Source organism: Roseateles sp. 22389, assembly GCF_052044995.1.
Taxonomy (GTDB): domain Bacteria; phylum Pseudomonadota; class Gammaproteobacteria; order Burkholderiales; family Burkholderiaceae_C; genus Roseateles.
This window is the reverse complement of record NZ_JBQEOF010000001.1, coordinates 548,817-575,451: the sequence shown is the minus strand read 5'-3', so window position 1 is coordinate 575,451 and position 26,635 is coordinate 548,817. Positions and strand designations below refer to the sequence as shown.

The 26,635-nt window shown below is 66.4% G+C and carries 27 protein-coding genes; 12 read left to right on the top strand and 15 right to left on the bottom strand.

The window, feature by feature from the left end; all coding sequences use genetic code 11:
* Positions 1-97: 97 nt before the first annotated feature.
* The gene (locus tag ACTJKJ_RS02555; RefSeq protein ID WP_440819495.1) at positions 98-1,291 is read right to left on the bottom strand and encodes an amino acid aminotransferase; all 1,194 of its coding nucleotides are present in this window, start codon (positions 1,289-1,291) and stop codon (positions 98-100) included.
* Between the two features lie 140 nt (positions 1,292-1,431).
* Here ACTJKJ_RS02555 and ACTJKJ_RS02550 point away from each other — a divergent pair, with 140 nt between their 5' ends.
* Positions 1,432-1,833, top strand: coding sequence for a PaaI family thioesterase (locus tag ACTJKJ_RS02550; protein WP_147241772.1), 402 nt, complete (start codon positions 1,432-1,434; stop codon positions 1,831-1,833).
* 27 nt (positions 1,834-1,860) lie between these two features.
* Here the strand turns inward: ACTJKJ_RS02550 and ACTJKJ_RS02545 are convergent, their stop codons facing one another.
* Positions 1,861-3,168: a glutamate carboxypeptidase gene (locus tag ACTJKJ_RS02545; RefSeq protein WP_440819494.1), complete on the bottom strand. Its 1,308-nt coding sequence runs from the start codon at positions 3,166-3,168 to the stop codon at positions 1,861-1,863.
* 319 nt (positions 3,169-3,487) lie between these two features.
* Here ACTJKJ_RS02545 and ACTJKJ_RS02540 point away from each other — a divergent pair, with 319 nt between their 5' ends.
* The gene (locus ACTJKJ_RS02540) at positions 3,488-3,958 is read left to right on the top strand and encodes a BON domain-containing protein (protein WP_440819493.1); all 471 of its coding nucleotides are present in this window, start codon (positions 3,488-3,490) and stop codon (positions 3,956-3,958) included.
* Between the two features lie 140 nt (positions 3,959-4,098).
* Here the strand turns inward: ACTJKJ_RS02540 and ACTJKJ_RS02535 are convergent, their stop codons facing one another.
* From ACTJKJ_RS02535 to lplT, 4 genes are all read right to left on the bottom strand, one after another.
* Positions 4,099-5,253, bottom strand: coding sequence for a DUF2332 domain-containing protein (locus tag ACTJKJ_RS02535; protein ID WP_440819492.1), 1,155 nt, complete (start codon positions 5,251-5,253; stop codon positions 4,099-4,101).
* Positions 5,254-5,316: 63 nt separating this feature from the next.
* Positions 5,317-5,814 (bottom strand): glutathione peroxidase, encoded by a 498-nt coding sequence (locus ACTJKJ_RS02530; RefSeq protein WP_091729093.1) that lies wholly within the window; start codon positions 5,812-5,814, stop codon positions 5,317-5,319.
* Positions 5,815-5,873: 59 nt separating this feature from the next.
* The gene (locus ACTJKJ_RS02525; protein WP_183483421.1) at positions 5,874-6,734 is read right to left on the bottom strand and encodes a DMT family transporter; all 861 of its coding nucleotides are present in this window, start codon (positions 6,732-6,734) and stop codon (positions 5,874-5,876) included.
* 1,164 nt (positions 6,735-7,898) lie between these two features.
* Positions 7,899-9,176: a lysophospholipid transporter LplT gene (lplT, locus tag ACTJKJ_RS02520; protein WP_091729106.1), complete on the bottom strand. Its 1,278-nt coding sequence runs from the start codon at positions 9,174-9,176 to the stop codon at positions 7,899-7,901.
* 219 nt (positions 9,177-9,395) lie between these two features.
* Between lplT and alr the strand changes: the two genes are divergently transcribed.
* The 4 genes from alr (at position 9,396) to ACTJKJ_RS02500 (ending at position 12,758) form a co-directional block, all read left to right on the top strand.
* Complete coding sequence (gene alr / locus ACTJKJ_RS02515; RefSeq protein WP_440819491.1) at positions 9,396-10,499, top strand: alanine racemase; 1,104 nt, start codon at positions 9,396-9,398, stop codon at positions 10,497-10,499.
* A 31-nt stretch (positions 10,500-10,530) separates the two neighbouring features.
* Positions 10,531-10,938 carry an alternative ribosome rescue aminoacyl-tRNA hydrolase ArfB gene (arfB, locus tag ACTJKJ_RS02510; RefSeq protein ID WP_091729111.1) on the top strand — a complete coding sequence of 136 codons (408 nt, stop codon included), beginning with the start codon at positions 10,531-10,533 and terminating at the stop codon, positions 10,936-10,938.
* Between the two features lie 324 nt (positions 10,939-11,262).
* Entirely contained in the window at positions 11,263-11,688 is a 426-nt protein-coding gene (locus tag ACTJKJ_RS02505; RefSeq protein WP_440819490.1) for a hypothetical protein, read from the top strand.
* Positions 11,689-11,885: 197 nt separating this feature from the next.
* Entirely contained in the window at positions 11,886-12,758 is an 873-nt protein-coding gene (locus ACTJKJ_RS02500; protein ID WP_440819489.1) for a PEP-CTERM sorting domain-containing protein, read from the top strand.
* Between the two features lie 31 nt (positions 12,759-12,789).
* Here ACTJKJ_RS02500 and ACTJKJ_RS02495 read toward each other — a convergent pair whose 3' ends face one another.
* Both ACTJKJ_RS02495 and ACTJKJ_RS02490 read right to left on the bottom strand, forming a co-directional pair.
* Positions 12,790-13,674: a DMT family transporter gene (locus tag ACTJKJ_RS02495; RefSeq protein WP_440819488.1), complete on the bottom strand. Its 885-nt coding sequence runs from the start codon at positions 13,672-13,674 to the stop codon at positions 12,790-12,792.
* A gap of 584 nt (positions 13,675-14,258) precedes the next feature.
* Complete coding sequence (locus tag ACTJKJ_RS02490; RefSeq protein WP_440819487.1) at positions 14,259-15,371, bottom strand: IS1595 family transposase; 1,113 nt, start codon at positions 15,369-15,371, stop codon at positions 14,259-14,261.
* Positions 15,372-16,556: 1,185 nt separating this feature from the next.
* Here ACTJKJ_RS02490 and ACTJKJ_RS02485 point away from each other — a divergent pair.
* Positions 16,557-16,928, top strand: a complete 372-nt coding sequence (locus tag ACTJKJ_RS02485) for a hypothetical protein (protein ID WP_440819486.1) — start codon at positions 16,557-16,559, stop codon at positions 16,926-16,928.
* 847 nt (positions 16,929-17,775) lie between these two features.
* Here the strand turns inward: ACTJKJ_RS02485 and ACTJKJ_RS02480 are convergent.
* The 3 genes from ACTJKJ_RS02480 to trhA form a co-directional block, all read right to left on the bottom strand.
* On the bottom strand, positions 17,776-18,060 hold the full coding sequence (locus ACTJKJ_RS02480) for a hypothetical protein (RefSeq protein WP_440819485.1): 285 nt from the start codon (positions 18,058-18,060) through the stop codon (positions 17,776-17,778).
* A gap of 622 nt (positions 18,061-18,682) precedes the next feature.
* Entirely contained in the window at positions 18,683-18,913 is a 231-nt protein-coding gene (locus ACTJKJ_RS02475; RefSeq protein WP_440819484.1) for a hypothetical protein, read from the bottom strand.
* A 102-nt stretch (positions 18,914-19,015) separates the two neighbouring features.
* Positions 19,016-19,780, bottom strand: a complete 765-nt coding sequence (gene trhA / locus ACTJKJ_RS02470; RefSeq protein WP_440819483.1) for a PAQR family membrane homeostasis protein TrhA — start codon at positions 19,778-19,780, stop codon at positions 19,016-19,018.
* Between the two features lie 95 nt (positions 19,781-19,875).
* Between trhA and ACTJKJ_RS02465 the strand changes: the two genes are divergently transcribed.
* From ACTJKJ_RS02465 to ACTJKJ_RS02450, 4 genes are all read left to right on the top strand, one after another.
* Entirely contained in the window at positions 19,876-20,109 is a 234-nt protein-coding gene (locus ACTJKJ_RS02465; RefSeq protein ID WP_440819482.1) for a hypothetical protein, read from the top strand.
* A gap of 157 nt (positions 20,110-20,266) precedes the next feature.
* Positions 20,267-21,250, top strand: coding sequence for an extracellular catalytic domain type 1 short-chain-length polyhydroxyalkanoate depolymerase (locus ACTJKJ_RS02460; protein WP_440819481.1), 984 nt, complete (start codon positions 20,267-20,269; stop codon positions 21,248-21,250).
* Positions 21,251-21,388: 138 nt separating this feature from the next.
* On the top strand, positions 21,389-21,598 hold the full coding sequence (locus ACTJKJ_RS02455) for a hypothetical protein (RefSeq protein WP_183482772.1): 210 nt from the start codon (positions 21,389-21,391) through the stop codon (positions 21,596-21,598).
* A gap of 124 nt (positions 21,599-21,722) precedes the next feature.
* Positions 21,723-22,073, top strand: coding sequence for an RNA recognition motif domain-containing protein (locus ACTJKJ_RS02450; RefSeq protein WP_440819480.1), 351 nt, complete (start codon positions 21,723-21,725; stop codon positions 22,071-22,073).
* Between the two features lie 445 nt (positions 22,074-22,518).
* Here ACTJKJ_RS02450 and ACTJKJ_RS02445 read toward each other — a convergent pair whose 3' ends face one another.
* The gene (locus tag ACTJKJ_RS02445; RefSeq protein ID WP_440819479.1) at positions 22,519-24,039 is read right to left on the bottom strand and encodes a PAS domain S-box protein; all 1,521 of its coding nucleotides are present in this window, start codon (positions 24,037-24,039) and stop codon (positions 22,519-22,521) included.
* A 668-nt stretch (positions 24,040-24,707) separates the two neighbouring features.
* Between ACTJKJ_RS02445 and ACTJKJ_RS02440 the strand changes: the two genes are divergently transcribed.
* Positions 24,708-25,124 (top strand): response regulator, encoded by a 417-nt coding sequence (locus tag ACTJKJ_RS02440; RefSeq protein WP_440819478.1) that lies wholly within the window; start codon positions 24,708-24,710, stop codon positions 25,122-25,124.
* A 574-nt stretch (positions 25,125-25,698) separates the two neighbouring features.
* On the opposite strand, the gene ACTJKJ_RS02435 is transcribed toward ACTJKJ_RS02440, so the two are convergent.
* From ACTJKJ_RS02435 to ACTJKJ_RS02425, 3 genes are all read right to left on the bottom strand, one after another.
* On the bottom strand, positions 25,699-25,947 hold the full coding sequence (locus ACTJKJ_RS02435; RefSeq protein ID WP_440819477.1) for a hypothetical protein: 249 nt from the start codon (positions 25,945-25,947) through the stop codon (positions 25,699-25,701).
* 89 nt (positions 25,948-26,036) lie between these two features.
* Positions 26,037-26,270: a hypothetical protein gene (locus tag ACTJKJ_RS02430; RefSeq protein ID WP_440819476.1), complete on the bottom strand. Its 234-nt coding sequence runs from the start codon at positions 26,268-26,270 to the stop codon at positions 26,037-26,039.
* A 118-nt stretch (positions 26,271-26,388) separates the two neighbouring features.
* Positions 26,389-26,635, bottom strand: a 247-nt coding sequence (locus ACTJKJ_RS02425) for a hypothetical protein (protein ID WP_440819475.1), incomplete at its 5' end; no start/stop codon positions are given.

Here is a 26,635-nt window from a genome sequence, read left to right as displayed (position 1 = left end):
GGAATGATGCGGATGTGCATCGACAGGTGCAGAGCACGCCAGCCGAATGACTCCTTTCCTTCTCCCTGGGGAGAGGGGATGAGAAAGAGCGGTCCGTTCAGGCCAGCACGGCCGCCATCGCATTCGCGGTGGCTTCGACATTGCGGGTGTTCAAGCCGGCGATGCACATCCGGCCCGAGCGCAGGATGTAGACGCCGAATTCCTCGCGCAGCCGGTCCACCTGCTCCGGCGTCAGCCCGGTGTAGCTGAACATGCCGCGCTGCGTCAGGAAGTAATCGAAGTTGCGCCCCGGAATCTTGGCCGTGATGACCTCGAACAGCGCATTGCGCATCGCCAGGATGCGCTCGCGCATCTCCTCGACCTCGCCCTCCCACAGCGCGCGCAGCGCCGGGTCGCCGAGCACCTTGGCCACGACCTGGCCGCCATGCATCGGCGGGTTGGAGTAGTTGCGGCGGATGGTGAACTTCAGCTGGCCCAGCACGTTGGCCGCCTGCGCCGCGTCCGGGCACACGACCGACAGCGCGCCGCAGCGCTCGCCGTACAGGCTCATGTTCTTGGAGAAGCTGTTGGCGACGAAGAAGCTCAGCCCCTCGGCGGCCAACGCGCGGATCGCGAAGGTGTCCTGCTCCAGCCCGTCGCCGTAGCCCTGATAGGCCAGGTCCAGGAAGGCGATCAGCTCGCGCTCCTTCAGCACCGGGATCAGCGCGTCCCATTGCGACTGCGACAGATCCACGCCGGTCGGGTTGTGGCAGCACGCATGCAGCAGCACGATGCTGCGCGCCGGCGCCTCCGACAGCGCCTGCAGCATCGCCTCGAAGCGCAGGCCGCCGGTCTTGGCGTCGTAGTACGGGTAGCTGCGGCACTCCAGCCCCGAGCCCTCGAAGACGGCGCGGTGGTTGTCCCAGGTCGGGTCGCTCAGGTAGATGGCGCTGTCGGGGAAGTAGCGCTTGATGAAATCCGCGCCCACCTTCAGGCCGCCCGACGAGCCCACGCCCTGGATGGTCGCCACCCGGTTGCTCTTGAGCGCCTCGCTGTCGGCGCCGAACAGCAGCTTCTGCACCTCGGTGCGGAAATTGGCGGCGCCTTCCATCGGCAGGTAGGGCCGGGCGCCGGCCTGCTCCACCACGGCCAGCTCGGCCCGGCGCACCGAATCCAGCATCGGGATGCGGCCGTCGTCGTCGAAGTAGATGCCGATGGACAGGTTGATCTTCTGCGTGCGCGGGTCCTTCTGGAAGGCCTCGTTCAGGCTGAGGATGGGATCGCCCGCGTAGGCGTCGACGTGCTGGAACATGCTGGGAACTCCAGGTTGGACAAACGGCGGCGGCCATTATCCCCAGCCGGACCCGTCCCCACCGCAACAGCCCCGCCGCCAGCGCACCGGTACAGCACGACGACAATGCCGGCTTCGCATCACCTGCCCCACCGAATCACATGATCACCGACTTCAACGCGCGTGGCGCCGCCTGCCTGCCGGGCCACCTGGGCATCGAGATCGTCGAGGTCGAGAAGGGCCGCGTCCACGCGCGGCTGCCCGTGCGCCAGCAGGTCATGGCGCCCAACGGCTACCTGCACGCCGGCAGCGTCGTCACGCTGGCCGATACCTGCTGCGGCTACGGCTGCATCGCCTCGCTGCCGGACGGCGCCAGCAACTTCACCACCGTCGAGCTCAAGTCCAACCACCTGGGCACCGCCCGCGACGGCGTCATCGAATGCACCGCCGTGGCCGTCCACATGGGCCGCACGACGCAGGTCTGGGACGCGACCGTCAGCCACGACGGCAAGACGATCGCGCTGTTCCGCTGCACGCAGATGGTCCTGTATCCGAAGGCGTGAGCCGTCCCTGAATCGCCGAGGGGTTCGTCAGAGCGCCTTGCCGCTGCCGATGGCCATCACCAGGCGCGTGACCAGAACGAGCTTGGGCGCGATGGCGTCGATGACGACGAACTCGCTGTCGCTGCTGTGCGCGCCGTAGCCGCGCACGCCCAGGCCTTCGATCACCGGCGCCTTGGTCGCCAGCGCGGCATAGGCTGCATCGGTGCCGCCGCCGGTGGGACGGTCACGGACGACCAGCTCCAGCTTCTGCTCGTCGGCCAGCGCCTTGGCCTTGGCGGCCAGGGCGCGCGAGGCCTCCGTCGCCTGCAGCGGCGGCCGGCGGCGGTCGAAGCTCAGCGTGATCTCCGACTCCGGCAGCAGCTTGTTCTGGATGCGCTTGCGCAGCTCGGCCTCCATGCCGTCGAAATCGGCGACGCGGTCCGCCCGCGCGTCGCCGTTGGCCTCGGCCCGCTCCGGGATCGCGTTGCGCACCGAGCCCGCCTTGGCCATCGTCCAGTTCAGGTGCTTCCCGTTCTTCGGGTCGGACAGGTCGCGGGTCTGCATGATCTGGTGGGCCATCTCGTACAGCGCGTTGACGCCCTTCTCCGGCGCCGCGCCCGCATGCGACGAGCGCCCCTTGACCTTCAGGTCCACCGACGCGATGCCGCTGGTGGCCAGCCGCACCGTGTCCGGCGTCGTCGGCCCGCCGCCGCCCTCGAAGGACAGCACCGCGTCGTGCTCGCCGCCCAGCCGGGTGATCAGCGCGTTCGATCCGGGCGAGCCGATCTCCTCGTCGCCGTTGATGAGCACGGTGATCTCGGCGTAGTCCTTGAAGCCGACCGCCTTGAGCATCGCCAGCGTGTGGAGGATGGTCGCCACGCCCTGCTTGTCGTCGGCGATGCCCAGGCCGTAGGCGTGATTGCCGTCGATGCGGAAGGGCTGCTGCTTCAGGCCGCCGCGCTGGTAGACGGTGTCCATGTGCGCGATCAGCATCACGCGCTTGCCGGTGGCGCTGCCCCCCTTGAACGACGCGCGCACGATCTGGCCCACCTTGGCGGGGCCGTCGCCGGCGTCGGAGGTCGGCGACGCGATGGTCGTGTCGGGATCGATCAGCTGCACCTGCCCGCCGAGCTCACGCAGCCGCTGGGCGATGAGGCCGGCGATGCGGTCCAGGCCCTGGCGGTCGGAGCTGCCGGACTCGATCTCGACAAGCTGCTGCAGCGTCTTCATCAGCTGGGGCTGCTCCCTGGCGGCCAAGGCCTGCAGCTCGGGCACGGTCTGGGCCTGGGCGCCGAGGGCGGCCATCGCGGCCAGGGCGAGCGCCGCGCGGCGCCAGACAGGGAAGGAAGCCAGCATCGTCGAGGTCTCCGATCGGTGGGGTGCTTGTCGTCGCCGCTCCCTCGGGGGAGCGAAGGAAGGGCCGATCCTATCGGCAGACCGCTCCGCCGTCCGCGCTGAAAGTGTTTCGTGTGCGGAGCGACGCAAGCGCTCGCGGCATCCCTGGCGGCGTTACCGATGCGCTGAGGCCCTTCAGCCGTCGCGGCGGCCCTGGCGGCCGGGCGCGCGTTGAGGCAGGCTCGCGCTCATGCCATCGACACCCTCGCCCGTCGGCCGCTCCCCTGTCACGGATTTCCCGCGTCCGGCACCGGCACGGCGCCGACGGCTCGGGAGCGTCGTGCTGGTCCTGGCCCTGGCCACCGGCCCGGCGCTCGGCGACGACGTCCGCCGCAATGTCTTCGACGATCCCTTCGTCCAGTTGACGTCGGCGATCCCGCCTTCGGTGTGCCCGGTCCCGGCGGGCCCGCTGCTCACCGAGGCTGAAGCCCGGGCCCAGGCCCACGGTCGCATCGAGCGCGGCACGAGCTGCTTCCAGAGTGGCCGCTGCCGCCTGCCCAACGCGTATCTCTACGACAAGGAAATCATGCCGCGGGTGCAGAAAGCCATCGCCGCGGACGGCCGCTTCGCCGCCACGACCAGCGTCTGGGCGCTCGGCCAGCGGCGTTGGATCTGGCTGCAGGGCTGCGTGCGGAGCGCCGGGGACGCCGCGGCGCTGGAAGCGCTGGTGAAGCAGCTGGACGATGTCGAGGCCGTCTTCAACGAGCTCCAGGTCGTGCCGGGCGGACCGGCCGCGGCGGCCTCGCACTGAACCGGCGGTGGAGGCGCCTGCGCCAGCCGCCAGCCGCCAGCCGCCAGCCATCAGCCATCAGCCATCAGCCATCAGCCATCAGCCATCAGCCACCAGCCACCAGCCACCAGCCACCAGCCACCAGCCTCGAACGCCGGATTTCAAGCCTCCAGCCACTCGATCCACCGGCCATGCGGATGGGACCACGCCAGCGCCTCGGTCCGTGGCTCGCCGCCATCGGCCCATTGCAGCGTCCACAAGGTGCCGCTGCCCGGCGACTCGCCCGGCGGACAGTCGGGCGGCGACGGCAGCGGCGCCAGCTTGCCGATCTCGCCGCTGATCCAGGCCAGGCCGCGCTCGCGGACCAGGCGTTCGATGCGCTCGACATGCGCGCGGAAGGCCTCGGCGTCGAAGTAGGCCAGCACCCAGACATTGACGATCACCGGCGTGACGCCGGCCGGCAGGTCCGCCATCCAGCGCTCGAGCACCGACAGGCCGTCCGCCGAGCGGATCAGCGGCACTGGATGCCGCCGCGCATCGGCGAGCGCGCGGTCCAGGCGCTCGCGCCGGGCGGCGTCGCCGGGCCACAGGCAGGCGCGCAGCCAGCGGGCGGCGGTTGCGTCGGCGGGGTCGGCCGGGTTCAGGTCGACGCCCATCCGCCGCGCCGCCCGCCAGCGCGGCGCGCCCAGCAGGCCGGTGGGGCGTTCGCCGCGCCATTGCGTCCGGATCACCGGCGCGTCGGCGCTCGCGCCCGGCGTGACCTCGACGCCATCGTCATAGGCATAGCGGTCGACGCCCAGGTTCAGGCCGGCGCTGCAGCCGAAGTCGAACAGCGCGAGTTCCACCGGCGCCGACGCCGTCCCGCCCAGCCGCGTCGCGAGCGCCTGCAGGGCCGGCCGCAGCACCGCGCAGCGACCAGTCTCGTTGGTCTGCGTCGTGCGGGTGCGGATCAGCGCGCGCAGCGCCGGGTCCTCGCGCCGGATGAAGTCCCGCAGCGTCGCCGGCAAGGCGTCATCCGGCGCGCGCGTCCCGCCGACGCTGGCGTAATACGCCGCCAATGGATGGGGATCGCCCGCGAGGATCCGCTCATGCAGCGCCGCCAGCAGCAGCACGGGCAGGCGCTGCGTCGGCGGCGCCTCCATGAGCAGGCCCATCAGCGCGGCATCGCCGCCGATGACCGTCGCGAGGGCGCGGTACAGCGGGTCATCCTGGCCGTCGATCTCGGCGAAACGGACGAAGTGGTGGGCAATGCGCCCGAGTGCGTCTTCCATGGCGATGGACTCCGGGCCGTCGTGCGCGGCCAGAATGTCAGCCATCCGACAAATCCGCGTTGCCGGATCGGCCCGGTCGCGGCCGGCCTTACCTGACGCTGAGGCCGCTCAGCCGCCGAGCGCCGCCTCGATCTCGCCGCGGATCGCCGCCGGCGCGTCGTTCGGCGCGAAGCGCTTGAGCACCTGCCCATCGCGCCCGACCAGGAACTTGGTGAAGTTCCACTTGATGCCCTGCGTCCCCAGGATCCCGGGCTTCTCGCCCTTGAGCCACTGCCACAGCGGATGCGCCTCACCGCCGTTGACCTTGACCTTGGCCATCATCGGGAAGCTGACCCCATAGTTCAGCTGGCAGAACGAGGCGATCTCCTCATTGCTGCCGGGATCCTGGCCGCCGAACTCGTTGCTCGGGAATCCGACGATCACCAGCCCGCGGGCCTGGTAGTCGCGCCACAGGTCCTCCAGGCCCTTGAACTGCGGGGTGAAGCCGCACTCGCTGGCGGTGTTGACGATCAGCAGCACGCGGCCGCGGTACTGCGACAGCGCGACCGGCTCGCCAGCGATGCTGACGGCGTCGAAGTCGAAGGCAGTCTTGCCATTGGCGCTCATGGGGGACCTCCTCGTTGGGGCCGGGTGGGCCGGGGTGCATCCTAGCGCGGCGCGGCGGATCAGGCGCGGTGGCGCTCCAGGGCCGCCAGCATCGCCGCGCCCAGGATCGCCGCACCGCCCAGCGCCGTCTTGCCGTCCAGCGTGCCGCCGCCCAGCAGCAGCGCCGAGATCGCCGCCACCGGGACCTCGGTCAGCATCACGACCGCCGTGACGTTCGCCGGCAGCCGCGCCGCGCCGTACTGCAGCGACAGGTTGGAGACAAAGAACAGCAGCGCCATGCCCGCCAGCGGCAGCAGCCACACGGCCCCCGGCAGCGAGGGCCAGGGCGCCAGGCCGTGGCCCGCCATGGCGACGGCCGACAGGCCGGCCACCAGCACGCCGCCGGTGAACATCGCCAGCGCCCGCGCCCCCGGGCTGCGGGCGGCCTCGCGGCGCAGCATCACGTTGTTGAACGCGAAGGTCATGCCGCCGACCAGCCCCAGCACGTCCGGCAGGCTGGACGGCACCGGCCAGCCGCCGTCCGCGGGCGCCAGCACGGCCAGCGCGCCGCCCAGCGCCAGGGCGATCCGCAACCCCGCCATCGCCGTCAAGGGCTCGTGCAGAACCACCCGCGCCAGCAGCACCGCCCACAACGGCATCAGGTAGAAGAGCAGCACGACCCGCACCACGTCGCCGGTCGACACGCCCCAGTTGAAAGCGGTGTTGGTCATCCCGGCCGCCAGCGTCACCACCCACAGGCCGGGGGAGCGCAGCCATTCGGACACCGCCCCGCGCTGGCTCAGCAGCACCACCGCCCAGGACAGCGCGTACATGATCACCGTGGTCCAGAGCGGGTGCATGCCCGCCCCCTCGAATTGACGGAATGGCCACCAGGACAGCCCCCAGATGGTGGCGTTGAGCATCAAGGCGAGGATCGGCATGCGGGAACGGCGGTGGGAGCCAGGGGACAGAGGGAAGGGACAGAGGTGGGGCTTGCGCAACAGTCCCGGGGGAGGGACTTGGAACCGGCTTGCGGCGCGGCCAACAATGCCCAGGGTTTGTAGCATGGCGCAAGGACTGACCCTGCCCTCCAATCGGGGCGCCGTGCGCCTGTCATGCACGCGGCCTACCCTGTCGCGTGTGACCCGTCCACCAAACTAGGGAGAGCTTCTCTTGGATCACCTGGCCTGTTTCGCCCCCGAGGATCTGCAGTCCACCCCCGGGCCCGACCTGCAGGGCTACCACTGGCGCCTGCTGGCCCAAGGGGACTCCTGGTTCTCCACCGCCCAGGCCAAGCTCAGCGCGCATGCGAACCTGCTCCAGGAACTGGTGCTGACCAAACCCGCCGTCGCGATCAACTGCGCCGGCCAGCGCGAAAGCCTGTCCAAGGTGGTCGAGCTCGAGTCCGCGCCGGACTTCGTGCGCCTGCTGACGGCGCCGGAATCGCCGGTGTGGGACGGCATCCTGCTGTCCGTCGGCGGCAACGACCTGATCAAGGCGGCGCAGACCCCGACCCAGATCGACGGCGCCGAGGTGCCGCTGCACCTGCGCCTGCTGCGCCGCCAGACCGAATGGGGGCCGCCGTCGGCGGGGGTCGGCCGCTACTTCTCGGAGCCGGGCTGGGCGACCTACGCGGACTACCTGAAGGCCAACCTGCGTCACCTGCTGACGCTGCGCGACCAGGGGCCGTCCGCCGGCAAGCCGGTGTTCATGCATTGCTACGCGGTGCCGATGCCGAGGCCGGCCGGCGCGGAGGATGCGGGCCACGGGCCGTGGCTGTATCCGGCGCTGAAGGCCTACGCGATCCCGGCGGCCGACTGGGCCGCAGTCAGCCGGCTGATGGTGATGCACCTGGCGCAACTGCTGAAGTCGCTGATGGCGGACAAGGAGCAGTTCCCGGGACTGTTCGTGTTCGATTCGACCACCGTGCCGTTGGCCGCAGCCGCGCCGGGAGCCAGCGGCATCAGCGGCGACTGGCACAACGAGATCCACCTCAACCACAGCGGCTGCCTGAAGATTGGCCGCGCGTGGTCGGAGCACATCGAGCAGGTGCTGACCACCGGCGGCCTGGTCGTCGAGACGCCGCCCAGCGGCCGTGGCCGGCCTCAGTGCTTGTCGCTGCGCGCGATCGCGAGCAGGCGCTCGAGCTCTTCGGTGTGCTCGCGCTTGTTGTGCGCATGCCAGCGCCCGACGACCCACATGATCCCCGCCACCAGCAGGCCGAAGATCGTGATCGAGCCGAAGGCCGAAGTGCCGAAGCGGGTCAGCATCGTGTACAGCGCGCCCAGCCCCAGGATGCAGGCCTGCTCGTTGAAGTTCTGCACCGCGATCGAACGCCCGGCGCCCATCAGGTTGTGGCCGCGGTGCTGCAGCAGCGCGTTCATCGGCACCACCAGATAACCGCCGATGCCGCCCAGCAGGATGAGGAACGGGATGGCCAGGTAGAGGTTGTCGATGAAGTTCAGCACCAGCATCAGCAGCCCCATGCCGATGCCCAGCGGGATGACGCTGGTGGCCTTGTCCAGCCGCACCGCCACCGAGGCGACCACCGCGCCCACCGCCGTGCCGATCGCCACCACGCCCGCCAGCGCCGAGGCCTGCGTCGTGCCGTAGCCCAGCGCCGCGGCGGCCCAGGCGAAGACGATGTAGCGCATGTTGCCCGACACGCCCCAGAACAGCGTCGTCATGCCCAACGAGATCTGGCCCAGCTTGTCCTGCCACAGCCGCGAGTTGCAGGCGGCGAACTCCCGCACCAGGTCGGTCGCGCTGTGGGCGATGGGCTGGAGGGGGGCCTCCGTGCGGGGGATGCGCAGGTTGAAGAGCGCCGCGATGAAATACAGCACCACCATGAAGGCGATGGCGGCCTCCGGCGGGGTGTCGATGCCGGTGTCGATGAAGGGCACGTCGATCGCCAGCAGCACCGCCGAGGCCTTGGCGCCGATCAGCTGCCCGCCGAAGACGGCGCCAAGGATGATGGAGGCGATGGTCAGGCCTTCGATCCAGCCATTGGCCTTGACCAGCTGGGACGGCGGCAGGAGTTCGGTCAGGATGCCGTACTTGGCCGGCGAATAGGCGGCGGCACCCAGGCCCACGATCGCGTAGGCGATCAGCGGATGGACGCCCACCAGCATGCTCAGGCAGCCCAGCACCTTGATGGTGTTGGAGATGAACATGACCTTGCCCTTGGGGACCGCGTCGGCGAAGGCACCGACGAAGGGTGCGAGCACCACGTAAAACAGCGCGAACATCGGCACCAGCGCGGCGCGTTGCCATTCGGCGGCTCCACTGGTGCGGAGCAGTTCCACGGCGGCGACGAACAGCGCGTTATCAGCCAGCGAGCTGAAGAACTGCGCTGACATGATGGTGTAGAAGCCTTTTTTCATCGACCCGGCATACCTGGAACTGCGGTGATCACGCTGGGTCCACGGGGTGGGGAAAGGCAGCGCTGCGGCGGGTTTATAGCACGCGCTCGTTTTCGTAACAGACCTTCCCGGGACAGCGGCTCTGTGCTATTTCGCACCGCTTTTCCGACCCTTCCGACCCCTCCCCCCTCGCACCGCCACGGGGCGTGAAACCGTTCCTGCGCGGCACAATGCCGACCCATGCCGCGTCCGATCGAAGCCATCGTCCACCAGCCCGCGCTGGCCCACAACATCGCCTGTGCCCGCGCCCGCGCGCCGGACGCGCAGGTCTTCGCCGTCGTCAAGGCCAACGCCTACGGCCATGGGATCGAGCGCGTGTTCGACGCGTTGCGCGCCGCCGACGGCTTCGCGCTGCTCGACCTGGACGAGGCGCAGCGGGTGCGCGACCTGGGCTGGCGCGGCCCGATCCTGCTGCTGGAAGGATGCTTCGAGACGCGCGACCTGGAGCTGTGCTCGCGGCTCAAGCTCTGGCACGCCGTCCATCACGAGCAGCAGGTGGACTGGCTGGCGATGCACAAGACGCACGAGCCGCACCGGGTGTTCCTCAAGCTCAATAGCGGCATGAACCGGCTGGGTTTCACGCCCAGCGCCTTCCGCGGCGCCTGGACGCGGCTGAACGCCCTGCCGCAGGTGGACGAGATCTCGCTGATGACGCATTTCTCGGACGCCGACGGCCCGCGCGGCATCGCGCACCAGACGGCGGTCTTCAAGGAGGCCACGGCCGACCTGCCCGGCGAGCGCTCGCTGAGCAACAGCGCCGCGATCCTGCGCCACAGCCAGGATCCGGCGGTACGCGCCGACTGGGTGCGCTCCGGGATCATGACCTACGGCAGCGCGCCGGACTTCCCCGAGCACGACATCGCCCACTGGGGCCTGAAACCCACGATGACGCTGCGGGCCAAGGTGTTGGCGGTCCAGCAGCTGCGCGAGGGCGACAGCGTCGGCTACGGCAGCAGCTTCGTGGCGCAGCGCGCGATGCGCATCGGCACGGTGGCCTGCGGCTACGCCGACGGCTACCCGCGCCACGCGCCGCACGGCACGCCGGTGCTGGTCGGCGGCCAGCGCAGCACGACGATCGGGCGCGTGTCGATGGACATGCTGGCGGTCGACCTGACGGACCTGCCGGCCGAGGGCATCGGCAGCGAGGTCACGCTGTGGGGCCAGGGCCCGCAGGGCGCGGTGCTGCCGATCGACGAGGTGGCCCGCGCCGCCGGCACCATCGGCTACGAGCTGATGTGCGCCTTGGCCCGGCGCGTGCCGGTGCACGTCGAGACCCTGGGCTGAGACCCGGCGAGCGCCTGGTCGCGTCGGCGTCATGCACCTGGACTGGACGCCGGCCGACTGGGAGCTGGAGATCTCCGCGATCCGCGCCAGCGGACCCGGCGGGCAGAACGTCAACAAGGTCAGCAGCGCCGTCCACCTGCGCTTCGACATCCGGCGCTCGACGCTGCCGGCGGTGATCAAGGAACGGCTGCTGGCGCTCAGCGACCAGCGCATCACCGCCGAGGGCATCGTCGTCATCAAGGCGCAGGAGTCGCGCAGCCAGGAGCAGAACCGCGCCGACGCGATCGCGCGGCTGGTCGCCCTGGCACAGAGCGTGGCCCACACGCCCAAGACCCGCCGGCCGACGCGCCCGACGCACGGCTCGCAGAAGCGCCGCCTGGAGGCCAAATCCCAGCGCGGCGACATCAAGGCCGGACGCGGCAAGGTGCGCGTCGACTGAAGCCATTCACGAGGGAGAAGACATGTTCAAGGCACTCCGCATCCTGGTCCTGCTCGGGATCCTGGTGACGGTGGCGGGCACGACGCTGGTCGGCCGCTGGCAGGCGCAGTCGTGGAAGCGGCCGCAGGTGGTGACGCTCTATCCGATCAGCGCCGGCGGTGACGCCGAGACCGAGGCCTACCTGGGCCGGCTGGACGAGTCGGCCTTCGCGCGGCTGGAGCCCTACTTCCAGGACGAGGCGCGGCGCTACGGCGTGCCGCTGTCGCAGCCGGTGCGGGTGGTGCTGGGCAAGCGCGTGCGGGTGGNATCGCCTGGAGCCTGCGGATGCGCTGGTGGGCCTGGCGCCAGACGCCGGCGAGCTCGCCGGTGCCCGATGTGAAGCTGTTCCTGATGTACCACCCGCCGGACTACGCCGGCGCGCTGCCCCACTCGATCGGGCTGGAGAAGGGGCGGCTGGGGCTGGTGCATCTCTTCGCCGCGCGCGGCCAGCAGGCGCAGAACGAGGTGGTGATCGCGCACGAGGCGCTGCACACCTTCGGCGCGACGGACAAGTACGACCGCTCGACGCTGGCACCGGTGTTTCCGGACGGCTACGCCGCGCCGCGGCAGGAGCCGCGCTATCCGCAATCCGCCGCGGAACTGATGGCCGGCCGCATCCCGGTGCGCGAGGGCGAGGCGCGCATTCCCTCGAACCTGGGCGAGACGGTCATCGGTCCGGCGACGGCGGCGGAGATCGGCTGGGCGAAGTGACGATGCGCGAGCAGCCCCTGCGAATGCGGGGGGTGAGCGGCGGCTTTGCAAAGCTGACACGAAGAGAATCCCCCCCGGTTCGGGAGGGACCTCATGCACAAGAAGATGGGCGGGCGGATGCTCGCCGTGGCGGCGCACATCGAATTGACGGCCGCCTGCTGCGTCCCGGCATCGATCACGACGACAGGGACGAACCCATGAAGAAGCATTGGATGGCCATCGCGCTCTGCGCCGGCCTGGGGCAGACGACGGCGATGGCCACGACCTACAAGGTCGACTTCGAGGGCACGCTGAGGTCTGGCAACAAGATGGTGGATTGCCCGGCGGACTCCGTCGACTGCGCCGGCTTCCTGCAGGACCTCCCCCTCCAAGGCCAGTCTTTTTCGATGAGCCTGACCTTCGAGATCGGCGCGACACCCGGGCGATCGACCTTCTCCACCACCCATCAGGTGTCGACCGACTCCAGCTTCGGCCGCAGCTACGACTCCCGATCAGCGGTCGAGCGTTATGCCAACTGGGCGACGAACGACGCCACGGCAGCCCAGATCCCCTCGCTGCCCTCCGCGTCGACCAACACTTTCGACGGCGCCGCAGGCGTCACGCACCAGGTCTACACGTCGGCGACGCGGAGTCGGAACGTCCGCTCCTGGACCGACAACCAGCAGGTGCTTGGCGCTTCCGAAGGATGGGGCGTGGTCAGCACCGAGATCTGGCAGGACGCCTCCGGTGCGGGTTTCCAGAATTTCGTCGCGCTGAGCGGGCGGAGCGCCTTTTCCACGGCCTCGGCCGACAGCTACGACGACCGCGAGCCGCTCGCCTACTTCCTGGACATGCTCCAGCAGAGCACCCAGTGCCAGCAATGCGTCCAGCTGCAGTGGTTCGATTCGAGCCTGTCGCAGAACGGGCTGTACAACGGTGTCCGGGTCGATGGCGTGGGCCGCCTCGTGTCGATCACGGAGGTCGCCGCAGCCGTGCCCGAACCCTCGACCTACGCGCTGATGCTGGCCGGCGTCGCCGCGATCGGCGTGGCGGCGCGCCGGCGCAAGGCGGGCGCCGCGCTCAAGTCCTGAGGTCCTCCCGCGGATCCTGCGGCGGCTGAACTCAGCGCTGCGGCCGCGTCGCCGCGTAGATGCTGCCCAGGCAGAGCACCATGCCGGCCAGCGCCAGCAGCGTCGGCCGCCAGCCTTCGAAGATCGCGGAGATCCCCAGCGCGATCACCGGGATCACCACCCCGGTCAGCGCCGCGCGCGCCGTGCCCTGGCGCTGCGCCAGCTTGAAGTACAGGACGAAGGCGATCACCGAGCCGAACACCGCCAGGTACAGCAGGCTCAGCACATAGGACGAGGTCCAGGCGAAGTTCAGGCCCTGCCCCGTCGCCAACGACGCCACCAGCAGGAAGATCGCGCCGTAGCCCATGCTCCAGGCGAGCACCGGCACCAGCGGCAGCCCGCGTCGGGTCAGGGTGAGCGTCAGCACGTTGCCGATGCAGGCGGCCAGCACCGCCGCCAGTCCGATCGCCAGGCCATAGGCCGCCGTCGGGCGCGCGCCGGTCGAGGCGATCTCCGGCCAGAAGATCATCACCACGCCCGCGACCGCGCCGGCCGAGGCCGCCAGGAAGCGCCCCGTCACCCGCTGGCCGAAGAAGATCCGCCCGGACAGGGCATTGCCGAACACCATCAGGCAGAACAGCACCGCGACCAGGCCGCTGGGGATGTGGCGCTCCGCCTCGTAGACGGAGAAGTAGTTGCCGCTGTACTGCACGATGCCGGTCGCCAGCATCAGCCCGTGCGCCGACAGCGGCAGCTTCAGCGACAGCTTCTGCCAGCGCGCGAAGCCCGCCAGCATCAGCGCCGCCAGCCCGAAGCGCCAGCCAACCGAGTTCAGGATCGGCACCCCCGAGCCCAGCTGGTAGAGGATCACGTGCCAGGTGCTGGCCCAGATCAGCGTCGGGCCCCAGAACAACCAGCGGTCGGAAACGGTGGACATGATGTGCGGCAGCGATCTGTACCGGCCGCCCGCGCGGGGACGCATTCAGCGGGCCGGGGAAAACCGCCCTAATGCAGCTGTTGCCCTCGACCCAGATGCGGTGTTCGGGTTCACTTACAGCATGCCACGAACCCCAACCTCAATATTGATGCTCGTCGATCGGCGAGCTCGTCTAGAAGCGGAACTTAAGCGGCTCCAAGCTCTCAAAAATGAGTCTGCAGCGCTCTATCGGACGGTCAAATCGATTGTGAAGTCAATCGACGACGCGCTTGCTTCTAGAGGCATAGACGAGAACTGGGAAGGGCTGCCACTGCGTCCGTCGACCAGGTCCTATGCCCGGGGGCAATACGGAGCCTTGAATAACATCATCCTCCGGGGGGTGAGGGCGAGTGGCGGTGGGCCTATTTCGTCAACCGAATTACTTCAATGGATCGACTTGCATTGGCCTCAGGAATTCGCCCGCCCGGACGACTACAACACGTGGAGGAAGAACGTGCGCCGGCGCATGCGACACCTCAGGGCCCAAGGTGTCCTCGTCTCGTTGCCAAAATCTGGTTCAAAGTTTGGACCGGCTGACTGGAAGATTAACGAGACACTCGCGGAGTCATCGACCCGGGCGGCGGACACTCAAGCCATTCCCCCTCGCGCCGATTCCCTTGATAGTATCGCGCAAACGAAGGGGACGGGCCGCAGCGGCGAAGGCGGCTGAAAATATCCTGAAGCTTTTCTTTCGCCGTCAGCTTGCGATTATCCTCTCGCCAAGCCATCTCGATGCAATAGTCCAGCAGATACCTCTTTCGCATTCCGCGATAGACGCCAAATTCGGATCGCCTGAGCCTGGAGATGTAGGACTCAGCCTGATTGTTATTTACCCCATCGTAGCGGCAATATTCTTTCGAATGATTCACCGTGTCGATCTCAAAATACGCAGCCAGAGACGTGAAGGCATTACCGCTGTCCGTCATTAGCCGCCCCGTGGGCGCGACAATCCGTCGCATCAACGGAACCACCTCGGCGGCGGTCTCCCTCTTTAAGATGGACACGATCGTCCGAACAGCGCCTTGCTTCGGGTCGTCGGAGAGCTGTCGCACGACAAGGGCAACGCGTCGGTTTTTTAGTTTCTCGGCGTTCCATGATTCCATTTTGGCGCGGCGAATCGTGGGATCGATTGCGGCCTTGCGCCCTCGAAGCTTCGTATTAATGGCCATTGACTCATGCGGTTTTCGGCGGTTTGCCCGACGCGGCTTTCCGCAAAAGTGTCCACCGTCCGCTTGAACGACACCTTCCAAAGGGGCAGTGTTCCATGTCCGGACAAATGTCTCGTCAATCTTGCGCTGGAGTAGCCAAACTGTACGGTGGTCCAAACCGAGCATTACGGAAGCTTCGTTTGCACCTTTTCCGGTTGCTGCGGTCGCAAAGATGAAAATCGCTTGAATAAGCTGCTTGCAGGTAATCTTGCGATTGTGAAACGGCGTCCCTGACGTCGGACTAAAGCAGCTGTGGCAGTCGCGGCAGCGCCATTGCTTCCTGGCGGCGCGCAAATAGTGTTTGCCAACGAATCCGCAGCGAGGACACGCAAAATTGTCTCGGCTGCCAAAAGAGAATTCAGTCAAAACGAGGAAAGCTTCTTCCTCTGTCTCGATCGCGTTGATATTGAAGTCGCGAAACTTCGGCGACTGCGTAAAGTGACGTGCCATGCGTCGCATGCCCGAGTAGGAGGCGCGACCTCTTCCTGAAGGTCGCAACAGCCGGCCTTGGCCGGCCCTCACGGGGCGCAGTGGCGCGTGATCCGTCCGCCGGAGCACCCTCACGGGCGCCCGACTATTGACGTCAGCGCGTCACGGGCACATACTTGAAGTGCAAGTTGCTACTTGTGCACGTTCAAAGGGCTCGGTGTCCCCTGGCAGGGATTCCGGGCCCTGTGCTTTTTGAGCCCCAGTCAGATCGCATCAAGCTAGCTGTCTGTCATTGAACGCTCCTTTAGAGGGGTTTGGCAGGGGCCGGGAACGATGCCCTTGCATGAGAGCCGCGGGATCCGCGTGCAGCCGCTGGCTCGCGTACCAGGCAGAGGATGTCCGTCCGTACGCACATTTGCTTCGGCTCGCCGGGAGAAGGGGGCCGGAACGGGCGGCGTTTGTGCTGTGCTTCAGCGGCCGCAGAAACTAGCCTTGCTCGGCTAGTTCCTGCGCCCGTCTTGCTGTGGTCGGGCGAATTCCGCACAGCTCGCAAACTCCGGAAGCTTGGCAAGCCACGCTGCCACGTCCGCGCGCAGCGCGTGCTGCCCTTTTCGGCCGGGGATTCGGAAAACCGGCACCGGTGTGGTCCCGCGCCTTGCCGCTTGGCTGAAGGAATTCGCGCTTCGGTAGCCCAACAACATCCAGAGTTCTGGCCCGCACAGCAGCGGGCATCCCGGCTGCGCCGGCTCGATGTGGCTTCGTTCGGTCATGGATGTCACTTCAGTGGTTTGCGTCATCCTGCCCAGAAGCGTCGACGGCGGATACCGGTACGGAAGGCGGACTTTCGTGTCGCATCCCATACAGCTACTCGTTATGTTTTTGGAGCAAGTGGCCGCTACATTCAGGCGATTCCTGTCATCTGAGTGCCAGCAACGAATGTCCGAGGGAGGGGCGATGCGCACCGGTCGCCCGAAGAAGCACGCGGTCATTGAAGGCTTACGCCGGCGCGCTTGGTACCGCTGTTGCGTACTCGAGACCGGCGCTCTGACACCTGGTGCCCTCTATCGCGAGTTCGGGGACCAAGCTGGCGGGTCGCGCCGGGATTGGGAGCGATATGCACGAGGGCGACATACGCCCACATCAATTGCCCAGCAGATCGGACGCCTGCATCCGAAGACACTGGCAGTGCTCAATAGCCCCCTATGGATGGCGCTGCATCCGGCCGCACCAAGTGACCATAGAGAGGTTGACCAGTTGCTTGCCGAACTGAACTCGGAGGTCGCCACACAGTTCGTGTACCGTCGAAGCGACGGCGCGGTGGCACGTGACTGGAACAGCGTCGAGCAGGAGGTCTGGGATTTCCCCCAACCTCGACTCGCAATTGACTATCTCGCCGCATACCTGCTGCTGTTTCGCGAGCTCAGGGTGTCTGGGCGCGAGATCGCCGCTGAGCGAGCCCAAACGTGGGCCCACGCGGCAATGGAAGAGATTGAGAAGTGCCCGATCTTGGGCGACCTGGCAGCGGAGATCCAGGCATTCGTCAGCGAACAGCCATGGTGGCCGCCGCTGCCTCGTTAAGGCCATGGAGGCGTAGCGCCGACGACGCCTCAAGTTCGGGTCGTGCGAACGTCCCGACCTACATCAGCCGCTACGCATAGCAGCGCGCTGACGCGACGCCTCTAGCGTCATGCCCCCTTCTCGACGTCGGCCGCATCCGGCAGACCGTCTGCCGAGGACTCAAGCGCGTCGACCAGTACCTCAAGTGACCATGACGGCGAGCAATATCGTGCGGATGGCTCGAATACTCACCGCGGCGCCACAGGGAGAGCAGCGATGAGCATCCAGGCGCGCCAGCCGAGCACTGGCGCCTGGCGCCGCAAGCCGCATGACATCGCCAGTAAGGCCTGCAGAACCGGCGCTTCCACATCGGCCAGCGCGCGATAGGCGCGGTCCCGGCTCGAATGCGGTGATTTTCAACAGCCTGCAGTCCTACCGCCGCTTCCCGTTGCCGTAGCTATCCATTCTTCTTCACCCCTCCCTCCGGACTGATGTTTAGGAATAGGGTATCAGGTCGCCGTGCGACCACCTTGGCACCCCACCGGCCAAGCGGTCACGGCTCCATTCCGTCGCGGGCCGATCAACTCTGCGCTGAACGACCGATCGTGGACGGCGAGTTCTGCAAGGCGAAGGACTGCACTCGCTGCGGATCCGCCTTTTAGTCAGGAGCAACGAGGCGGTCAGGACAGGCAGGCGTGCCGGTCAATTCTGACCAGCGCCCGCAACCGTTGGCGGGAGGCGAACTTCCGCAGCCAAAGCCGGTCTTCTTGCCCGTGTCACCATAACGCCGCAGTCCGCGCCGCGGGCGCATCTAGGCAAACGGAACTGACACCGCAGCGCAAGCGACGATGGTAGGGCGGTCTCGTTTTCACGAGTTCTGCTCGTGCGTCCAGTCCCGGATCGGCACGAACGTCTCGCCGCGGTTGGCGTCGAACGTGATCCAGCCGCCGCATCGGCCGCTCAGATCAAGCAGGTGCTGGACCTCCCCGGGGCTGATATTCAAAGGCGCGCCGCCCCCATCGGCGGCATGCAACGCGTGCCACACGTCGACTTCGATGCCTTGCATCCACACGGCGCGGTAACTGCGCTGCGAGATTATGGAAATGAAAGAGGCCAGATCGCGCTGATCCGACGAAAGGTCCTCAAGAGCCACGCGGTTTCTCCTCAGACGACAACTTGCGCGTTCACACAAGTAGCTACGATCCTGCCAGATTCATCCGGGCACTTGGCTTGCGGATCCTCGATGCGACCAACGTCAACTCCTGGCCGGGAACTCCCGTTCACGCATGCGCCACATAGCGACCTCCAAGTGGATGGTGGCTGTCAACGATGAGCGGATCAGGTCACTCCGTCAGAAGGCCCCCACCGCCGCAACAGATTGGCGTTGATGCCGCGCGGCATCGGCTCCGCTGCCATCGACATGATCCGTCCTCTGCACGCCGCCACGGCGTCGGCCCTGAACCCCGGCGATTCCAAGACGAAATGGCTGGCCGCCTACATTCGAAGTAGCGGCCGGAGCCCGTCTTTGGCGAGCTCTCTAGTCCTCCGACTCACGTCCTTGGAACATTTCGATGAAAGCGTCCACCGCGCACATCTTGGCGAGTTCCGGATGAGCAAACTCGCCCTCTAGGGGCCGACGAATCGGCGGCCCGACCTCCGGTGGCGGGGTGAGGACTAGGACAGGTACGAACATCCCGTTCTCAAGAGGCTCAGCCTCGACATCAGCTTCCCAGTCATCCAAAGATGTTGACCTCCCTGGTTGCTCAGGCCAGTCGCTAGTACTTCTGCCAGGTGGCCTTAACGGCGTCCGCTGCTAGCTCCCGCTTTGCTGCGCGCTCATACCCTTCAACGCGGTCGACGGCGACCAGCAGGTCCGCGCCCTCGTCCTGCAGCACCTCGTAGGGCCAATCTTCACGCATGGCATCTTCTGCGACGAGGTCCGGGTGAACATCCTCGTAGCCAGGGGGCCGGGAAATTCGAATCTCAACGCGCTTCTGCGGTGCCATCGCTTGGCCTTCTTGCTGAACTACTCGTTGATTGAGCGTACATGGCCTCAACCTTGATGGGGGGGACACGAAGCTGAAGTGCAGATCCCCGCTGGACCCAGACTAAGGTAGAACGCAAGCCATGACGGCGCCGAAGTGCGTACCGGCTCCAGCGACGACGAAGACGTGCCAGACTCCGTGGGCGTGCCGCTTCCGGCTGGGATTGGCGAAGAAGTATGTGCCTGCGGTGTAAAGGCCGGCGCCCACCAGGAACAGGCCCAGTGAGCCGTGCGCGACCTGCACTAGCGCGGGAACGCTTGCGATGGTCGCTATCCATCCGCTCGCGAGATACAACCCGAGCATGGGTCGCTCTCGTCGGCCAAAAAGCGACAGCGCCGATCCGGCAAGCGCCACAGCCCACATGAAGGCAAGCAGCGCCCAATCTGCCGAACCGCTCGCCGCCAGAAGCACAAACGGCGTTGCGGTACCAGCGATCAGCAGGAAGATCGCGCAGTGGTCAGCTCGTGCCCAGAATTGCTGCGTGCGCCCCCGGGTGCTGTGGCACAAAGTCGATGCTGCAAAGACGGCGACCAGCGTCGCGCCGAAGACGCCCGCGGCCAGGACGCGGCGCAGGTTGCCCGTGTCCAGCGCTTGAACAACCAGCCAGACCGTCGCCGGCAACGCCGCGAGCAAGGCGGCAAGGTGGGTTGCAGCGTTCAGACGCTCACCGTGGTACATCACCCCTAGGAATTCGTTCTCTATCCGCAGCCTATACACCACGTGTGACACCAAGTTCACGGCTCTGTTCACCACTAGCGCCGGCATTTCTGCCCGAAAAGATAAATCGCGCGACGAGCGAATCCGTGTTTCAATAGTCGGCACTGACATTTGCGCCCCTCGGTAGTCCGACCTTCGCGTCAGCGAGCACTTGGTCGCCGTTGACGCCCCCCGCTCTCCTGCAGAGCTCGATCGAAGGACGCAGCATGTTTGTCAAGGCAGGACTCGCCACTATCCGCGAAGTCGACCTCGCGTCATTCGACGTGATCTACATCTGCCCTCATCGCTCCGAACTCGGAACGCTGATCTTCCGAAGGCGACATACCCCGCCTCAGCGGGCCTTGTTCATCGAGCTTCCCCTCTATCCCCAGCACGGTACGGTTGAGCGCATTCGCGATGAACTCGACCCCGGGCAACTCCACGACGGCTGGCTCCCGTGAGCGTCCCCGCGATAGCGGGGTCAACGTGCTCGGTCACCAGGACGCTTCCATCAGGCCAGCCGCCCGCTGGTACGGACCGCCCGTCGCTCCAAACATGGCTGTGAGCCGCACCCGCGCCACTCAAGTGCGGAGCCGGCACGGCCAACCAGGACATCACATGACCATAGAACCCCTACGCGCCGCCCACGTTTCTGGGCCGCGCGATCCGGCACGTCGTGCCGAGGTTGATGCCGTCGCAGTGCTCGCTGGCCTTGACCATCCACGGCACGAGCGCCTGGAGCGCTCGGAGCGTTTCGTATCCGGCACCCATTTGCATGGCCGGACGACCATGAACTACAGGTTGTATACCCCCCCGGGAGACGTGAGCACTGCTCGACCGCTGCTTGTGATGCTGCACGCCGGCGAACAGGGACTCGAAGACTTCGCCTTGAGCAGTCAGATGAACGCAGCGGCCAGCCGGTTGGGCTGGATGGTGTTGTACCCCGAGAAGCCCGAGCGCCCTGGCGAGCAGGCGGGGTGGAGCTGGTACATGTACAGCCACCAGCAGCGCGGCCGCGGCGAGCCCGCACTGCTTGCAAGCCTGACTCGCCACGTCATCGCGCAGAATCGGATCGACGAACAGCGCGTGCACGTCGCAGGCCTTTCGGCGGGAGGCGCCATGGCTGCGGTATTGGGCCAGACGTATCCGGACTTGTTCGCCTCCGTGGGCGTTCATTCTGGGCTTCCCTACGGCGCGGTCGACGACGCGAGCGGCGCGACCTCGCTCAAGCGATATGGGCGCGTTGATCAAGAGGCATGCGCCGGACGCCCACTGAGGCACGGCGCGCCTCCAACCATCGTTTTCCACGGCACGAGGGACATGACCGTCCACCCTAGTAACGGCGTGCGAATCTATGAGAATGCCGTCTCGGGGCGCCCTGGCGAGCATCGGTTCGAGAACGGCCGCGAAGGTGGGCGTGCTTACACGCGCCGCACTCACGTCGCCCCGGACGGCCACACCAACGCCGAGTTATGGCTGATCGAAGGCGCCGGTCACGCCTGGTCCGGCGGTGATCCGCAAGGCTCGCAGGCCGACTGGCAGGGCCCTGCCGCGTCCGAGCAGATGCTGTGTTTCTTCATGCGCCACCCTGCATCGCACTGAGCCCGCAGTTTGCAAATGCTGCTGTCGGGCATTCGGACCGCGCTCACTTTCACACCCACCCCATGCGGCCCCTTGCCGCGCCTGGCCGGTCTCCGGCCTATCAATTGATCGAACAAGATTCCAAACAGCGCCATTCCCATGGGCAAGTACGTCGTCTCGCCCGCGACACACCCGACCGACTGCGGCCGCTTCAGCGCCGCCTTCGCGATCAGACGTGCCGACGGCAACGGCACGTATTGCCGGGTCTTCCGTTTCGACAGGACATTTGCGTCCCGTCACGCCGCCCGGCTCTTCGCAGTGACCCAAGGCTGGCTCGAGTCCATCGGCGACAGCCAGCAGGTCTGCTGAATCGCTGTCCCGAACCTTCCCCTGCCTCGCGGCAGCTTCCAGCCCGGCCAACCGCACGTCGCCAACACGACGGGGACATCGATCCCAGCGGCACGCCAACCAAGAATGAAGAAAGGCTCATCGCATGAGCAACAAGATCTACGTCGGTAACCTGCCCTACTCGGTGACCGATTCCACCCTTCGGAGCAACTTCGCGGAGTTCGGTGACGTCTCCTCAGCCAAGGTGATGATGGATCGCGACACCGGCAACTCAAAGGGCTTTGGGTTTGTGGAAATGAAGTCCTCCGAAGGTGCGGAAGCCGCTATCGCCGGGCTGCACGGCGTGTCGGTGCAAGGACGCTCGATCGTGGTCAGCTTGGCACGCCCCCGCGACGCGGAGAAGCGAGCGGAACTGCGCCCGCAGGGAGAGTTCCGCGCGACTAAGCGGTCCGACGTCGGGTATGGGACGGGGGGATTTGGCGGCGGCCGCTACTGAGGCGCTGCCTTGAGCGCGGCACGCTGCAACCCAGTTCATCCGCCCGTGAATGCACCGCCCTGCAAGCAGTAGACCGGGCACCGAGGCGCCGAAACCAACATCGATGCAGGGCCAGACGTACGTTCTGAGGCTGAGGAGCCTTCTATGCCCCACCTCACGAGCATCCGGCGATGGGTAACACCTAGAGGCCTGCCGGGTTTCACGAGCACCGTGAGCCCTTCGCACTTCGTTGTGGGTAGGGCGCGGGCTCTTAGATATGGCAGTTGGGGTCCCCATCCCCCCGCGCCGTCAACGGCAGACAACGTCTGCCCCGGCCGGACGCTATCGCCGTGCCGCCGGTGAGGAGCGTCCGCCACCCGGCCTTGCCGAGCTCACACCTAGCTCCTATGTGATCGGGCTGGGCGCGGTGACTCGCCCTCCGGCGCGGTCGGCAGCGATAGCGTCCCTAGCCGAGCACGCGCAGCTTTCGGATTACATCGTTGAGCTTGTAGGGCTTGGCCATGAACGGAAAACCATGCAGGCGACCTTCGGTCGGGACGTCGCCTTCCATGCCGGCAAAACCTGAGACGAGGATCACCCGCAAGCTCGGACAGCGGTGAACCGCGTGGCGGGCGAGTTCGACGCCGCTCATGCCGTCCATCCTGACGTCGCTGAATAGCACATCGACCTGCGAGCGTTCCAGGACCTCGAGGGCATGCTCCCCGGAGTCGGCAGACAGGACGTCAAAGCCGAGAGTACGAAAGAGCTCGGAGGTCACATCGAGCACGTCGGGTTGGTCATCCACGACGAGCACGGTTTCGGTGGACGCCGCAGATGCAACCTCGCTTCGATGATCGGAGGCGGGTAAGTACATGGTGACAGTGGTGCCCCGTCCTTCCGTCGAATCGATGCGCAGGTCGCCTGCGCATTGCTGCACCATCCCAAATACTTGGCTCAGGCCCAGCCCCGATCCTTTGCCGGGTCCCTTGGTCGTGAAAAATGGCTCAACCGCGCACTGGCGCGTGGCGGAGCTCATGCCTTGCCCGTTGTCGCTCACCGAAACCCGCACGTAGCGCCCGGCTGGGAGCCGACCAATGTCGTTTCCGCCAAGATCGCTCGTACCGGTGCTGACAACGATGCGCCCGCCTGGGGCGGTTGCATCGAACGCATTGGCCACGAGGTTCAGTATTGCCGCCTCGAATTGAGTCGAGTCCACCAGCACCCTGGGGAGGCTCCGGTCGAGCGCCAGCTCAAGCACAGTCTCTCCGGATCCGGCTCTGCGCAAGACAGCTTCAAAGGAGGCAATGATGCGGCTGAGATCGCAGGGGTGCTTCTCCAAGGGCTGTTGCTTCGCAAACGAAAGCAGCTGCTGCACCAGGCGCCCGCCGCGATCGACCGCCAACTCCATGGTGTCGAGCAGACGTCCTTCTCCCGCGTACGCCGTCATGTTCCTCAACAGGACGAGCCCGTTGGATAGCACACCCAGTAGATTGTTGAAATCATGCGCCACCCCGCCGGTGACCTTGCCTAGGGCCTCCATCTTCTGGGCATGGAAGAGCGCTTCGCGAGCCCGTTCAAGCTCGAGCTGTGTAGCGTAGCGCTCGGTAATGTCCCGGGTGATCTTGGCGAATCCCAGCAGCCGTCCATCGTCGTCGCGAACTGGATCGATGGTCACGCTGGCCCAGAACCGGCTCCCATCCTTGCGAACACGCCAGCCCTCCGCCTCGAATCTCCCGGTGTCCCGCGCCTGCTGTAAGGCGCGCTCGGGCAGGCCGACGTCGCGGTCCTCTTGCGTATAGAAACGCGAGAAATGTTCTCCTATAACCTCTTCGGGTCGATATCCCTTGAACCGCTGTGCCCCCGCATTCCAGCTGGCGACATGGCCTTCTGGTGTGAGCATGTAGATCGCGTAATCGGTCACCGAGGAGACGAACCTGCCTAGCCTCTCTTCTTCGGTCCCCACGAGCGCAATGTTCGCTGTATCCACCTTGCCTCCTCCACCAATCCAGCGCACAGGGGCCAGGTGTAACCGGCGGGCGCAGTTCCAGCGCCGTGCGGCAATCGGCTCGCCTGGACATGGAGGCAGAAAGTCGACCTCCGCCCTGCAGCGTCCGACGTTTTGTCGGCGGTCTCGAGCGACGCCGCTGCGCGTAGGCGAATTACCTACACGGGGACGAGCACTTACGCGGCAGCGCCGGGGTTCACCGCTCGCCAAAATACGGTGATCATGCTCCCGCTCCATAGCGGGCGCTCCGGATGTTCTACGCCGCCGGAGGCCTTCATGCCAACCTCTACGCTTTTGCCAGACCGGAGACCCGCTCGGATTGCAATCCGTCGCTCTGTCGGGATGCAGGAATCTCGCGTGGGCGCTAGCCCGGGGGATGCGTCACCAATGGCGCTTCGCTCGCCTTGTGTGCCCGCGCCTGAGGAAAAGCTTCTGGCCGCTTGTGGGCTGCTCGAGCTGACGTCCATCGTCGGCGAAATGCTGACTGAACGGTTCAGCTCCCAAGTTCCGGGACCGGTCCTGCCGCGTCACTGACCTGCCCCTCCTCGCCGTACTGTGGTTGCTCGTCACCGCCCACCGCGCCCCTGATCGCAACCTGTCGCCGCCAGCGCCTTCCAACAGCCTTGACCTCCCGCGGAAAGTTTTGCTCCATGCGTGTCGTCGTCGTCGAGAATTGTTTGCCTACGCGGCGCCTGCTCACGCTGCTACTAACGCAGAAGGCGGGGGCATCAGTGGTGGCCGAGGCTGCGGACGAGGAAGCCGCGGTAGCTGCCGTGCATGCTTTCAAACCACATCTTGTGACGCTGGACCTTGGATTGGACGAGGGCAGTGGCGTGGGCGTGCTAAAGCGCCTGCGTGCAGGGAACTATGAAGGCTTGATTTACGTCTTCAGTTCTGAAGAACGCTCCGTCGTTGAAGAGCATTGCATACGGTTAGGGGCGGACGGGTTCTTCGACAAGTCCAGGGGCGAAACGGCGTTGGTGGAGGCAGCAATGGCACTGGGGCGCTCATTGGCGACGGATGCATGCACCGAAGAACGGACTTCGCGCGACGACGACCAAAAGTGAGTCGGATCGGCCTAAACCACCTCGCCGCAGAACTTAGGTCGTCACCACATTTCCCCTCGCGGGCTGGGCAGCGGAGCGGGAAGGTCGCGCCGCTCCAAGTGGCACTGAAAGCTGCGCTCCAGAGAGAGGGTGGCCGCTCGTTTCCACCAAGTCGCCGGCCTCCTCAGCTGCGTTGCTGCTCACGCCCCCTTGGATCGCCTGAGCGAGTCCGATACCTCCGATGCCTGGCATCTAGATGTGCGAAATCACTGCGCCAGGCGGGTCGTCGTGGGTCAAGCAGAGCGCTTGCTTCCCCAATAGCGCGGTCCTCACGCGGAACCCGAGTCCTGCGACAACAAGCCAAGAGACGTCGACATGTCAGGCAAGTCGTCGACCACCACGACGGACCGCGGAGGCTGTGAGATGGTCATCTGACTTCCTTGTTGAACGGGATATGCCGGACCCCGGGCACGCCGCTACCTTGGTAACGGCTTCGAGTTGCCCGGGTGCCGGCCGCGTGGACCTCAAGCGGCACAGGCTCCGACCCGCGACGGCCTTGGGAAAGCCGCCGGAACGGCATGTACCCTGCGCCCGTTCAGGCGGCCGCGATTGCCGCATCGATTGCCATCGAGACCGCCCGTATCACGGCCTCACGGTCCGACTCGTCGTCTGCGCGGTGGGTGGCCCCTTTCAACTCGAAGACTTGCTCCGAACGATTGACCGTTGCGATCCAGACGAGGAGAGTTCCGCTCACGCTGAAGTCAACGCACGCCTTCGCCAGCCCTGCGGAGGAGGCGCTCACCCGGTACTCGTGCCGGAAATCCACGGACTTGAAGAGTCGCATCTGCTGCTCCCTCGTTGTGGCTTCTCGCTCGGTTCGCTGCGCGCTGAGCGACTTCGCAGGCAACAAGGGGCCTGCGTCGGCGTGCTGGATCAGCGGAACCTTGCGTTCAGCGCCTGACCGATCGACAACACAACAGTCTGGGAATCGGTCTCGCCTCGAGTTCTCTGCACGCATCCCGTCATCTCGAAGAACTCAGGCGCAACGTAAAAGGTGGCGTTCCAACTTAGGAACTCCCCACTCACATCAAAGTCGGCACAGACCTTGATGACACGTCCGCTGAACAACATCGTGTGCTTGAAGTCGACAGTCGTGAGTTTGTTCATCAGCGCCTTCCTCATAGCATCCCCAGCGGCACGGCGAGGGTTGGGAAGAGGCTTGGGTCGAGTGGGCAACAGAGCGGAAGACCCTCACTTGAGCGCGGCCGCCGATGACTGGTCGCGGTCACGGCAGCCAATCATCGGAGTGCCGCAGTGGGTCCAGCGCGTCACGGATCCGCTCGATCGTTCCGTGCTTCGGATCTTTGGGCAGGTCGATGAAGAGGGCTCGTCTGGGTGGGGCGTGACGGCGCCTGAAGATCAGTGTTCCCAGCTCGGAGTGGGACGGACAGACGTAGATGACGTCGAAGGATGAAATCTGCAGCCCGCCAATGTGGGCAAGTCCGGCTTTGACGAACATGTCGCGCTTTCGA

Coding starts and splice junctions, on each gene's coding strand:
- ACTJKJ_RS02440 (WP_440819478.1), top strand. CDS start 24,708: ATGCGTGTCGTCGTCGTCGAGAATTGTTTGCCTACGCGGCGCCTGCTC.
- ACTJKJ_RS02550 (WP_147241772.1), top strand. CDS start 1,432: ATGATCACCGACTTCAACGCGCGTGGCGCCGCCTGCCTGCCGGGCCAC.
- arfB (WP_091729111.1), top strand. CDS start 10,531: ATGCACCTGGACTGGACGCCGGCCGACTGGGAGCTGGAGATCTCCGCG.
- ACTJKJ_RS02435 (WP_440819477.1), bottom strand. CDS start 25,947: ATGCGACTCTTCAAGTCCGTGGATTTCCGGCACGAGTACCGGGTGAGC.
- ACTJKJ_RS02485 (WP_440819486.1), top strand. CDS start 16,557: ATGGCGCTGCATCCGGCCGCACCAAGTGACCATAGAGAGGTTGACCAG.
- ACTJKJ_RS02545 (WP_440819494.1), bottom strand. CDS start 3,168: ATGCTGGCTTCCTTCCCTGTCTGGCGCCGCGCGGCGCTCGCCCTGGCC.
- ACTJKJ_RS02460 (WP_440819481.1), top strand. CDS start 20,267: ATGACCATAGAACCCCTACGCGCCGCCCACGTTTCTGGGCCGCGCGAT.
- ACTJKJ_RS02500 (WP_440819489.1), top strand. CDS start 11,886: ATGAAGAAGCATTGGATGGCCATCGCGCTCTGCGCCGGCCTGGGGCAG.
- ACTJKJ_RS02430 (WP_440819476.1), bottom strand. CDS start 26,270: ATGAACAAACTCACGACTGTCGACTTCAAGCACACGATGTTGTTCAGC.
- ACTJKJ_RS02450 (WP_440819480.1), top strand. CDS start 21,723: ATGAGCAACAAGATCTACGTCGGTAACCTGCCCTACTCGGTGACCGAT.
- ACTJKJ_RS02475 (WP_440819484.1), bottom strand. CDS start 18,913: ATGGCACCGCAGAAGCGCGTTGAGATTCGAATTTCCCGGCCCCCTGGC.
- ACTJKJ_RS02535 (WP_440819492.1), bottom strand. CDS start 5,253: ATGGCTGACATTCTGGCCGCGCACGACGGCCCGGAGTCCATCGCCATG.
- ACTJKJ_RS02465 (WP_440819482.1), top strand. CDS start 19,876: ATGTTTGTCAAGGCAGGACTCGCCACTATCCGCGAAGTCGACCTCGCG.
- ACTJKJ_RS02525 (WP_183483421.1), bottom strand. CDS start 6,734: ATGCCGATCCTCGCCTTGATGCTCAACGCCACCATCTGGGGGCTGTCC.
- ACTJKJ_RS02505 (WP_440819490.1), top strand. CDS start 11,263: ATGCGCTGGTGGGCCTGGCGCCAGACGCCGGCGAGCTCGCCGGTGCCC.
- ACTJKJ_RS02530 (WP_091729093.1), bottom strand. CDS start 5,814: ATGAGCGCCAATGGCAAGACTGCCTTCGACTTCGACGCCGTCAGCATC.
- ACTJKJ_RS02495 (WP_440819488.1), bottom strand. CDS start 13,674: ATGTCCACCGTTTCCGACCGCTGGTTGTTCTGGGGCCCGACGCTGATC.
- trhA (WP_440819483.1), bottom strand. CDS start 19,780: ATGTCAGTGCCGACTATTGAAACACGGATTCGCTCGTCGCGCGATTTA.
- ACTJKJ_RS02490 (WP_440819487.1), bottom strand. CDS start 15,371: ATGGCACGTCACTTTACGCAGTCGCCGAAGTTTCGCGACTTCAATATC.
- alr (WP_440819491.1), top strand. CDS start 9,396: ATGCCGCGTCCGATCGAAGCCATCGTCCACCAGCCCGCGCTGGCCCAC.
- ACTJKJ_RS02555 (WP_440819495.1), bottom strand. CDS start 1,291: ATGTTCCAGCACGTCGACGCCTACGCGGGCGATCCCATCCTCAGCCTG.
- ACTJKJ_RS02455 (WP_183482772.1), top strand. CDS start 21,389: ATGGGCAAGTACGTCGTCTCGCCCGCGACACACCCGACCGACTGCGGC.
- lplT (WP_091729106.1), bottom strand. CDS start 9,176: ATGAAAAAAGGCTTCTACACCATCATGTCAGCGCAGTTCTTCAGCTCG.